This is a genomic window from Leptospirillum ferrooxidans C2-3, from assembly GCF_000284315.1.
GTDB classification, from domain to species: domain Bacteria; phylum Nitrospirota; class Leptospirillia; order Leptospirillales; family Leptospirillaceae; genus Leptospirillum; species Leptospirillum ferrooxidans.
In genome coordinates this window covers 1685919-1697182 of record NC_017094.1, presented here as the reverse complement: position 1 = coordinate 1697182, position 11264 = coordinate 1685919, and the positions used below count along the sequence as shown (strand labels likewise).

The window sequence follows — 11264 nt, the reverse complement described above, 5'->3', positions numbered from 1 at the left end:
CGCTAGCGGGGAAGAACGATGCCGTTAAGGGATACCTGAGGCGAGCCCAGTGCTCCTGACAGGTGAAGATGTATGGCCGCGCCGTTTTTTCCCGTGATGGAGGGAAGAGGGATCTTTGCGAGCTCTCCCCGGAGAGAGATGTCAAAATCAAGGTTGACAATGGATCGAGGATAAGGATTGGCAAGGGCGATATCGCCTTTTCCGGTCAAGTGAGCCATTGGACCATCCGCATTCAGTGTCTCGATATGGCCAAGTCCATTTTTCATCCTGATCATCCCATGAACATGAGTAAACGAAATGGGGGGAAGAGGGAATCCGTTCATGTTGAGGGAGCGGACCACCAGCTTGGCAATGGAAAGGGAGAGAATCCCATGCCCCTTGTCTTCCATGCCTGTTTTCCAGGTATAGTCGGTTTGAAGGTCCATCAGCCCAGACAGATCCTGATGAGTCAGTTTTCGGGTTGTGGACAGGTCAATCGGATGGATAGTGGTCCCTTTCAAATGGCTGACTTTTCCCCGGTAAAATCGTCTGAGTCTGCCCTTGAACTCTCCTCCATACATCTTTACATCAAAATTGTATCTCGGTTTTCCTGAAACGAGGGTGACAAGGTCTATATTTCCCCTGGCCCTGTCGAAGTCCAAGGAAATCGGGCCATCATTGGTTGGTGCCGTGATGGTCATATCCCGATAGGAGACTCCAAGAGGAGGGTGGTAGATGGCCGATTCAGCACGCATCTGGATTTCTGGCGAGGGGAGTGTCAGCAAAAAGTTGGCCAAGTCGTCAGAGGGGAATCCTTTTGCCAGGAAAACGAAAAAAGTGATTGTTCCCCAGAGTACGAGAGCAGACGGGCGCATAAAAAAGCTCTCTCTTTTCGGAAGGGGAGGCTGCTTTTCAAACGCTTTTGAAAGATGCTCAAAATTGTCCCGAATGGCAGGGGAAATGCTCGCCAGACTGGCTTTGATTGCATTTTTTTTCTTGAGAAAACGAGGAAGTTGGGACATCAGTTTTCAAGGGCCCAGGATTCGATATCGGCGTTGTTGCCCTTGCCTCCCTTGGCACCGTCGGCTCCGTAGGAATAGAGGTCAAAGTCTCCATGATTTCCCGGGGAGAGGTAGATATAGGGACGACCCCAGGGATCCTTCGGTATCTTTGAGATATATCCTCCCGCTTTATAGTTTGTCGGTATGGGCGGTGTCGATGGCTTTTTGATCAGTGCATCAAGCGTCTGTTCTGTTGAAGGGTATGTCCCGTTGTCCAGATGGTAAAGGCTCAGGGCGTTTTCGATTTCCCTGATCTGTGCCTTTGCCGCCACCCTTTTGGCTTCCTCGGTACGGCCGATGATTTTGGGAACAACAAGCGCAGCGAGAAGGGCAATGATGAAGATAACCACCATGATCTCGATCAGCGTAAACCCTGAGTCCGAATAAAGGTTTCTTTTCTTGATGGTAAGGACAGACATGTTTTTTCCTCGTGTCGATCTTGTGTTTTGTTCGTTGTTTATTACTGGACAGCCTGACTCATTTCAAAAATGGGGAGCAAAACTGAAAGAACCATGAAAAGGACCATCGATCCGATTAATAATATCATGACAGGCTCAACGATTGAAGTAATGGTTGCGACGATTTGTCCAACCTCGGACTCATAGCCCTGGGCTGTTTTCAGAAGGAGTTCTTCGAGTTGCCCGGATCGTTCCCCTGTCTGGATCATTGCAACCGCAAGCCTGGGAAAATAAGGGGATTGGCGGAGGCTTCCCCCGAGGGATTCTCCGTTCCTGACAAGCTCTCTTGCCCGGGAAACAGCCTCTTTCAAAATTTGGTTGGTCACGACTGTCTCCGCAATTTCAAGGGCTCTTTGGAGTGAGACCCCTCCTTTCAGGAGAACCGACATAGTTCTTGCAAAGCGGGCAACCTGGTCTGAAGTGATCAACGGACCAACTCGAGGTATTTTTAAAAGAATTTCGTCCAATTGCCGTTTTTGCGTCTTTGCTAGACGGATTCCGGCGAGTATCAGAAATATGGTTGCTCCGAGAAAGATCAGTGCATGGTTCCTGAGAGTACCGGAAACAGCCAGAAGAATCCGGGTGGGAAGGGGCAGTGTCGCTTTCAGTCCCTCAAAAATGCTGGTGATTCTGGGCATGACGACGGTGAGGAGAAACAGAACCATCAAAATGCCGACACACATGAGAATGATGGGATAAAAAAGGCTTCCAAGAACTTTTCTTCTCGTTTCCTGGCTTTTTTCCTGAAAATCCGCAATGCGGTCAAGCATGATTTCAAGGGTTCCGGACTCTTCTCCTGCTCGGATCATGTTTATGAAAATCGGGGAAAAGATTTTTTGATATTTTTCAAGAGCGCCATTTAGTGAACGGCCTCCTTTCACATCTTCCCTGACGGAAGCGATGATCTCCTGAAAATGACCCTCCATCCCCTGGTCAAGAATGGCAGCAAGAGAGTCCACGATTGGTATCCCCGCACCGATGAGTGTTGCCAGCTGCCTTGTAAATGCGGTCAGCTCTTTTGCCTTGACTCTGCCACTGCTGGTTCCTGTATCGGTCGAGGACTTCCCTGCGTCCTGTGTATCGATCCTGAGCGCGGTTATTCCCTGGGCACGGAGCTTCTGTCGGGCATGGCGGGAACTGTCGGCATCAATCAGCCCTGTGGATCGTTTGCCGGACGGGCTAATTCCTTCATAAACAAAAATAGGCATGTTTTATTGCCTGACCATGTTCATCGTTTATTGCTCAACGGAGACTTCAGACAGTGCGACTCTCAGAACCTCTTCAGTCGTCGTGATGCCCAGAAGGATTTTTCGTTTTCCATCCTCAAGAAGCGTGGTCATTCCTTTTTCTTTTGCTCGGTTCCTGATTGTGGCAGTGTCTGTTTTAAGATTGATCAGCTGGGCAATTTCTGGGTCGATGATCAGTAGCTCGTAAATCCCCTGCCTGCCGCGATAACCGGTATTCATGCAGCGAACACATCCTTTTCCCCTAAAGAGTCCTTCCGGAGGCAGCTGGTCCTGTGTGATGCCTATTCGATAAAGTTCTATACCTTCAGGAATGTAGCTTTCCCGACAGTCCGGGCAGATTTTCCTCACGAGTCTCTGTGCTATGACAGCCTTGACACTTGTTGAAATCAGAAAAGGTTCAGTACCCATGTCTATCAGTCGGGTAATGGCAGAGGGGGCGTCATTGGTGTGGAGTGTTGAGAAAACGAGATGGCCGGTCAAAGAGGCCTGAATGGCGATTTCGGCGGTTTCTCCATCCCGGATCTCTCCAATCAGGATGACGTCGGGATCCTGACGGAGAATGGATCGGAGACCTGTTGCAAAAGTGAGCTGAATTTTGGGGTTGACCTGGATTTGTCCTATTCCCTGAAGCTGATATTCGACGGGGTCTTCAATCGTGATGATGTTTTTATCAGGGCTGTTGATCGTGTTTAAGATGGCGTACAGAGTGGTTGTTTTTCCCGCCCCCGTGGGCCCTGTTACCAAAATGATTCCGTGTGTCAGGCGAATGAGCCCTGCCAGTGTTGAAAGATCGTGGTCATCAAATCCGATTGATGAAAGTGGCAGAAGTAATGTGCCCTGTTCCAGAATACGAAGGACAACACGTTCTCCATGTCTGACCGGGAGCGTAGAAACTCTTATGTCAATATCCCGTCCACCGGTCTTGATCCTGATTCTTCCATCCTGGGGAAGTCTTTTTTCTGCAATGTTCAAATTGGCCATCAACTTGAATCTTGAAACCAGCCCGGACTGAATCTTTTGCGGTATGGAAAGCACGTTGAAGAGGACTCCGTCGACTCGATACCGAACCATGAGATCCTTCTCAAAGGGTTCGATGTGGATATCAGAGGCCTTTTGGCGAATGGATTGGGCCAGAATGGAGTTGGCCAACCGGATCATTGGTGCATCATCCTTGGCGTCAAGAAGGTCGATGGTCTCCTGAATGGACGAAAGATCCTTCATTTCTTCCGTTTCAGTGGAGACTCCTGATAAAACCTCCGATGTCTGGCTTTGTGTATATCGTTCGTAGGCGTTGTTGATCAATGTCAGAAGTTTTGATGGTGACATGAGTGCAAAATCAAAGCGTATATCCGGATCCTGTTCTCTCAGGATGGTTTTCACCGGCTCAATAGCAAAAAAACTCTTGGGTGAGCCAAGAATGAGTTGGATTGTCCGTTTCTGTTCGATGTGATGAGTTGGCAAGAGGAGATGTTGCTTGAGAAATCCGATGGGGAGATTCGCCAATAGTTCTGGCTCCATGGAGTCCAGGCTAAACTCTGTGAGGTATGGATAGTTTTGGATGTTTGCCCATTTTTTCCACAACTCATCCTGATTTTCTCCCTGGGGGCCCAGCCATTCGGCCAAGGAGAGCTGGTTTTTCAAGTTTGAGCCATCGATTGAAGGAACCATCAATGAGAGGATCTGCTCCTTCAGGTTATCTCCAGCCATGGTTCATCACTCCGGAGTTCCTTTTTCCCCTGGAAGATTGACCGTTTCCAGAAAAGTATCGTCGGATACCGTTCCAGGTTTAATCTTGGGGGTTAATGTTTCGATCAGATGCTGGTGGCGGGAGTATCTCTTCAGGATGGACGGTGCGCCCAGATCGATCTTGGCATAGGAATAATTGGACTTGATGACATAGGGAGTGAGAAAGATCAGGAGATCATCCCGTTGCTTTTCATTGGTGGTGTTTGAAAACAGGTACCCCAGGACGGGAATGTCTCCAAGCCACGGGATCGTGGACTTGTTTTTGGTGACGACAGACGAGATCAGTCCACCGATCACAATCGTTTGGCCGGAAGCAATCGTCAGTGTTGTCGTAGTGGCCCGTTTGGTTGTGGTCGGACCAACGGCGATTGTTCCGATCAGCTGGGAGGCATTTGTAAGGGCCGATATCGTTTGCTTGAGTTGAAGGCGAACTCTGTTGTGGGCAAGGATATGTGGGGTGATTTCAAGGGTTATACCCACATTCTGGCGCTGGATCATTGTCATGACGTTTCCGCCAACCGTCTGGCTTTGTCCGGTAATAAAAGGAACGTCCTCACCAACTGTAATCTTGGCCTTTTGCGAGTCTGTGGCCAGAATTTCCGGAGTGGAAAGGGTCCTGACGTCTGTATCTGTTTGAAGAGCATTGAGCAGTGATCCAATGGACGGGTAGCTCACTCCCCCATAGGTAAACGTTCCACCGGTCAGCACTCCCGCAACAAGTCCGGTGAGTCCCGAGAGGTAGGATGCTGCTCCGGCAGCACCGCTGGCAGTCGTTGTTCCTGTGGTTCCTGTCAGACTGTTTCCGACCGCTCCGTTGACCGTTCCACCCACCATCCCGTAGTTTGTGCCTCCCACTACGCCTGATCCATTGGCTCCGGTAACAGCTCCCAAAAGATTGACCTGGATATTCTGAAGTTTGTCTGTTGAGATCTCGATCAGGGAAGCCTTGACGTAAACCTCTCCGGGAGGATGGTCCAGATTGCGCAAAAGAGCCTTGATCAGGTGATAGTCGTGGGGTGTGGCTGAAATGATCAGGCTATTGGATGGACTGTCCGGAACAATCTGGACCATTCCGATCAGTCCTCCGGAAGAGACCGCTCCAACAGGCGGAGGCTGGAAGCCTTTAGAAAGGATGCTGTTGATGGTTTTTGCGATGGATTTGGCACTGGTGTTCTCGAGGGTGAAAAGAAAGAGTTCCCTGTCTTGCGGGGCTTGATTGGCAGGAACAATAAAAATCATGCCTTTTTTGGTAACGGCCTCGAAGCCTTTCATCCGCAGGGATTGCTTGAAGATCTGGAATGCCCGGTCAATGCTGATCCTGTTAGGGGAGAGAATGGAGATTTTCCCCTTGACCCGCTCGTCCATGACAATGTTCTTATTCATGAGATTGCTCATGAATCGAACGAGGACAGATATATCTACGTTTCGGAAGTTCAGGGAAACGGAGTTTTCCATGTCAAGCGGAGTAGGGGCAGAGGGTTTGATGATCAAAGGGTCTTTGGGAGGTTTTGTCTTTTCCTGTGTCGCCAGGTTCAGTGGATTGGTGGAGGCTTGCAGACGGCTTCCGTCTGAAAGAAAAAGAATCAGCAAAAGGAGTGATGCGAGTTTTGATCGTTTTATTTCCGGGATGAGAAAATGCATCTTTATTTATTCCTTATCACAATGAAAAAAGGATCATTCCGACTGTATCTGATAGTCAAAAGTCTGGGGAGCCCCATTTCGCAATAGATTGATCTGGACATTGGTTGCACTTTGAAGAGTCGACAGTGCTTTCATGAAGTTCTGTGGATCATTCATCGAGAGACCGTTGATAGAACGTATGACATCTCCCTGTGCGAGACCAAGCTCCTGAAAAAGGCTCCCTGACTGTATGTTGACCATCCGGAACCCATCGGGATGGCCACCTGTAAAATCCGGTACGGCTCTGGCCTGCAAGAGAAGGGAACTCAGGTTTTTTGTCGCAAACTGTATGGCTCTTGCTTCGACAAGCCAGTGGTGGTCATCGATCTTGTGAATGCCATGGGCACTGACAGAGGCCGTTCCCTTGTCCGGAAGGACCTGACCGGCATCGTCCTCCTGATCGTAATGGGCTTTCAGAATTCCATACCCTTTTCCGACCTGCAAGACGACATACTCTTTTCTTACAGCGACGAGCGATATTTTCCCGGGAATAATAACGTCATGGATTCGGTAAAACTTTTGTTTTTCCGGATCCAGTGAATCGATAACGGCGCCTGATGTTGCCTTTCCTGCCAGAACGGTGCCGACAAGTCTTAGCTTGATCATCTTTGGTTCAAGAATGGGAACCTTACCGTTCATCCAGTTTCCGAGAGCGACAACTTCAGCATCCCTGGGGGCAGAGTCCGATCCTCTTCCCGCTTGGGGGTAGAGATCGGCAAGGATGTTGGCATAGCTTTTTCCCCTCAGGTCAGGGCTGAATGGATTCCTTGAGGCAATAAGGCCCAGCTCGGAGGCTGTTGGTGCATGGAACGTTTCAATGTTGGCAGATTGGTTATTGTCCTTGATGGTCATGGGTGGAAGGATGCTGTTTTTGACTGCTTGATCCACACTGTCAGCCAAAAGATAAGAAACACCCGTGACAAACATTAACTTTGCCGCAAAAAGCACTCTTGGGAGATGGGAGAAGAATAGATGCTTCATTTTAATCCTTTGACCCTAAGACAGGAATTCCGCTACCATCCATTGTAACGGATTGGGTCAACAAAATCTTTCAATCTCTTGTGATCGCTCCATGTGTCACTTTCGAATTCTCAGGAGGCAAATTTTTGATGAGCGATGATGAACATATCTATGTCAACGGGGATCCCTACGTTTTTTCCAGAGGAAAAACGGTTACGGTGCTTTTGGAAGAGCTCGGTTTTGCCGATCGTCAGGTGGTGGTCGAACTGAATTTGCTGATCCTTCAAAAGGAGGAGTGGCATCAAACCGGGCTGAATCCCGGCGACCGGGTGGAAATTATTGGTTTTGTTGGAGGAGGGTCGTTATTGTTTCCAACATGTCTCTAGTCAGTCGATTGTAGGATTGTCACCCCCTGTTTGCAATTGGGATCAACTCGTGATAAATATTTCTGAGCATCCTAAGCGGGATTAACTCAGCGGTAGAGTGTCAGCTTCCCAAGCTGAAGGTCGTGGGTTCGAATCCCATATCCCGCTCCAAATATCAGAGCCATTCTCAGCAAAAATATCGAATTGAAAGTGCTTTTTCTATAAATACCCTTTGGTTGGGTTGTTTTTTTCTTGCGAAGCTAATCTCCTGCCAACAATTCCCGATGCGATCCTTCCTGATGTCAGCCATAGATACTCCGCATAGCTCACACTCCAATGTAATATCTTTAACCGTTAATGTTAAAGAAGATAATGGGTTGGTTCGATTGAATCCAGATTGGCCATGGAGATGTTCGTCACCCGAAGAAACTGAGACAAGACCCTGCCAGAGATTCGGAAATGAGACGCCTGTGAGTTCCTTTCCCCCCACTCTGTTCCAAAAGATTTGGCAAAAGGTGCGAGTTCAGGGTAAGGTTCAGTTCAGTCATCGAATTCCCCGGGTTAAAATAAGTTGTGTCGGAAACGCCCTTTCTCGAGAAGATCGATGGGCTTTTCAATTTTTAGTCGCTACTGATTTACAGCATTTTATCGACTCAACCTAAGGAGGGATGAGTGACAAGCAGAAGCGTTTCTTTTCTAATGGCATTTTGTGTTGCACTTGTCTTCTCTAACAGATCCCTTTCGTTTGGGGAAACCCTGACTAACGCACAAACTGTCCAGGGAGATCCGCAATCTCAAAAAAATGGACAACAGATTGGGCAGAATCCATCAAACCTTAGCGGTGATCTCTATCTCAATAACGGGAAAGTAGGACTAGGGCTTAGCTGGATGCCTGCCAACGACGCTATTTATTCCGGTTTTGTTGACATTAGATATTGGGTTAACCGATGGTTTGGGATGGAAGGCGGAGTTGGTCTCATCCATTCTTCTTTTCCGGGTGGGCAAAATCTTCAGGACGCTGTCCAAAATACCTATCAGTTAACGACATTTCAGGTTCAAGGGATGATTCCAATAGTGGAAAGGAAGCATTTTGTTTTTTATGGAGATTTGGATATTGTTCCAGAGATAGGTGGGCCAAAGTTCGGTTATGCTCTACTTCCGGGTTTTGGGTTGGAGTACGCATTGCCGGAATACCCTGAACTGTCAACTTATCTTCAGATTAATCCAGCCCCGATGGGAGCTACAGTCGGTAACACCCCATATACCCTTATTTCTCTTCCTGTCTCACTTGGTTTCCACCTTTATTTTTAAAGGATGTTAAAAGTGAATAAAGGCTATCTTTATTTTGAACATCTGCCGTTGTTTCATTTTTTGTTGTTTTTTCCCTTATCACGAGCGGATGTGCAACGGAATCGGATTATAAAAAGGGCGTACAGGCATGGATCGGGAAAGGTAACAGGGAATTTTTACTGTGTGGGACTATCCAGACAAGCAAATAACTACCCCAGGTGGGATACTGTATAGATCTACCATAAATTGTGCACTCTGGTTTTCAGCCAGACATATGCAAATTACTCCGACTGCTATAACTCTTAGGGAACATATACGAATACTCAGATCGAGAAGCTTTCCTGTACAACATGTTTTGATGTAAACCAAAAAACATCACTCATCAAACAGGTTGTTTTTAAAGGGAATCTTTGTATGGCAGGAGGAATTGGAAGTGATCATCCACCTAAAGTTCCATTAAAAAAATAAGTTGAGTCGAGCCTCTTGCAAAACTCGTGCGGTCGAGAGATTTTCCTGTTCATCCTTAGGTATACATGCTATGCAGTTTATCAATGCGCCACACCCATCACTAAAGAGGCTTGATGAAATTCAACCCGTTCTGAAGTCACACTCCGCAGGTTTTGTCTCTCCGTCTTGAACGCATCTTTGCGGAAGTCCTGACGGGGGGAGCAAGAAGATATTATCGAAATTCTTGAGGTGTCTGCATTGGGGGAAGTAATCGCCAGAACGAGTTGTGAGTACAACCATAAAATGGCGTTAACGGCACATTATGGTTGTTTTTTGCCATCCGCACTTTATGGGTGTCGAAATTCCGGCAAGAAAAATCAATCCACCCCCGCCATCATTTATGATCTGATCCAGATTCTGCCAGACATTTTGCCAGTATCGGACCGAAACCAGCGGTTGAGTTTATCCGAGTGAGGTGTTACTTCCGTTATTCCTTCGCTTTTGTGAAAGGGAGATTGAAAAATGATTCTTGAAATTGCGATGCTCAATATTCGTAATGGAGAGCATGTGGCTTTTGAACAGGCGTTTGAGACGGCGCAGGACATTATTTCATCTACTCCTGGATATATTTCTCATCAGTTGCAACGGAGTCTTGAAGCGCCGGACAAATATGTTCTGCTCGTCAACTGGAACCGGCTTGAAGACCACACAAAAGGCTTTCGGCAGTCTATTCAATATCAGGAATGGAAACAATTGCTTCATCATTTTTATGACCCATTTCCCACAGTTGAGCACTTTGAAATAGTGTTTGAAGGTGCCATACCATGAGAGGCTTATTTTCATTCAAATACTGTTTGGTGAATAAAAACCATTTTCGTATCGGTCATGTTATGGTTCCTATTTCCGTTCAATATATGGTAATACCCACACATTTTTATGGGTACAAAGCAAAAAACTGGCTGAATAGAGTTTTACAGGTTTACCAGGTTTCAGTGCCAATGTCGATCATAAATTGCCAATAACTTGAGGTGGTGAGAAAATCGACCAACCTTATACGAGTGCGTCCCTTGAAAAAGCTTTCAGAAGGTGTTCTTGAGCTCCTTGTGATCGTCAGAGACGATTGGGGCGACTCAAGAAAGTTCCCGTCGCTTCAGGAGCTTTCACTTTCACTGACTCCGAGAGCCAGCTTCATGGTTTTTCCCTATGCCTTGGCGGTTATATTGGTGACTATCAACGCCGCCATGGGAGATAATACCCCGTCCTTCTGGAGGTATTTTCTTCTTTGCCTTCTGCCCCAATCTCAGAAAGGAAGAACATGCAAAATCTCGATATTGTCAGAAATCTGTATGGAGCATTTGCCGCTCGTGATCGCAAAGCCATTCTGGAAATCTTCGATCCCAATATTATCTGGATGCAGAACGAGGGATTTCCCGGAGGAGGCATTTATATTGGTGCAGAAACAGTCATAAAAGATGTGTTCGAGCCTTTTCGGATCGAATGGAATTCGTGGGAGGCGATTGTTTCACATTATCTCGATGCGGGAGATGCAATTGTTGCTATCGGGGAGTATTGTGGAATCAACAAAACCACGGGAAAGTCTATGAAAGCAGCCTTTGCCCATGTCTACTGGGTGCGTGATTTCCGGATCATCCGCTTTCAGCAATACACGGATACACTGATGGTGGTACAGGCTATGAGACATGATCCTGTTTAACGAGAATGAATAAACATAAAGAACGTCTAGTGTCGCATCAGAAGACAGGACGGCAATTGTTGATGCAGCCCCTCAGGACTCATCCCATAAATTCAAGATAAGTTAATTCAGGAGTGGTTCCGCAATGAATTTTTGAGTTCACGTTTAAAAACTCCCTGAAGATTTCCAATGTTGCTCCCCAAGTTTCACTAAATATTTAACCCAGTCCAGATCCTTTGAATAATCACTTTTATTAGGTTCTGATTGGGTTTTTATGAAAATGTTTATTGCAAACCCCAATTGCAGTGTCTTGTTCTCACATCCATTTCTGAGGGACT

At 47.1% G+C, this 11264-nt stretch carries 10 protein-coding genes and 1 tRNA gene; 5 read left to right on the top strand and 6 right to left on the bottom strand.

Annotated features, from left to right (window positions below; genetic code table 11):
• Positions 1-2: 2 nt before the first annotated feature.
• The 6 genes from gspN to gspC are packed head-to-tail and all read right to left on the bottom strand — an operon-like array spanning position 3 to position 7152.
• The gene (gene gspN, locus LFE_RS08640) at positions 3-1001 is read right to left on the bottom strand and encodes a type II secretion system protein GspN (protein ID WP_014449839.1); all 999 of its coding nucleotides are present in this window, start codon (positions 999-1001) and stop codon (positions 3-5) included.
• Positions 1001-1459 (bottom strand): type II secretion system major pseudopilin GspG, encoded by a 459-nt coding sequence (gspG, locus tag LFE_RS08635; protein WP_014449838.1) that lies wholly within the window; start codon positions 1457-1459, stop codon positions 1001-1003. The genes gspN and gspG overlap by 1 nt, the downstream gene beginning before the upstream one ends.
• A gap of 41 nt (positions 1460-1500) precedes the next feature.
• Positions 1501-2706, bottom strand: coding sequence for a type II secretion system F family protein (locus tag LFE_RS08630; protein WP_014449837.1), 1206 nt, complete (start codon positions 2704-2706; stop codon positions 1501-1503).
• A 27-nt stretch (positions 2707-2733) separates the two neighbouring features.
• The gene (gspE, locus tag LFE_RS08625) at positions 2734-4452 is read right to left on the bottom strand and encodes a type II secretion system ATPase GspE (protein ID WP_014449836.1); all 1719 of its coding nucleotides are present in this window, start codon (positions 4450-4452) and stop codon (positions 2734-2736) included.
• 6 nt (positions 4453-4458) lie between these two features.
• The gene (locus tag LFE_RS08620; protein ID WP_014449835.1) at positions 4459-6132 is read right to left on the bottom strand and encodes a type II secretion system protein GspD; all 1674 of its coding nucleotides are present in this window, start codon (positions 6130-6132) and stop codon (positions 4459-4461) included.
• 33 nt (positions 6133-6165) lie between these two features.
• Positions 6166-7152: a type II secretion system protein GspC gene (gspC, locus tag LFE_RS08615; RefSeq protein WP_014449834.1), complete on the bottom strand. Its 987-nt coding sequence runs from the start codon at positions 7150-7152 to the stop codon at positions 6166-6168.
• Between the two features lie 128 nt (positions 7153-7280).
• On the opposite strand from gspC, the gene thiS reads away from it, so the two are divergent.
• From thiS to LFE_RS08590, 5 genes are all read left to right on the top strand, one after another.
• On the top strand, positions 7281-7517 hold the full coding sequence (gene thiS, locus LFE_RS08610; protein WP_014449833.1) for a sulfur carrier protein ThiS: 237 nt from the start codon (positions 7281-7283) through the stop codon (positions 7515-7517).
• Between the two features lie 75 nt (positions 7518-7592).
• Positions 7593-7667, top strand: a tRNA-Gly gene (locus LFE_RS08605).
• Between the two features lie 501 nt (positions 7668-8168).
• The gene (locus tag LFE_RS08600; protein WP_014449832.1) at positions 8169-8807 is read left to right on the top strand and encodes a hypothetical protein; all 639 of its coding nucleotides are present in this window, start codon (positions 8169-8171) and stop codon (positions 8805-8807) included.
• A 948-nt stretch (positions 8808-9755) separates the two neighbouring features.
• Positions 9756-10061 (top strand): antibiotic biosynthesis monooxygenase family protein, encoded by a 306-nt coding sequence (locus LFE_RS08595; protein ID WP_014449831.1) that lies wholly within the window; start codon positions 9756-9758, stop codon positions 10059-10061.
• A 487-nt stretch (positions 10062-10548) separates the two neighbouring features.
• Positions 10549-10947, top strand: coding sequence for a nuclear transport factor 2 family protein (locus LFE_RS08590; protein ID WP_014449830.1), 399 nt, complete (start codon positions 10549-10551; stop codon positions 10945-10947).
• Positions 10948-11264: the final 317 nt, after the last annotated feature.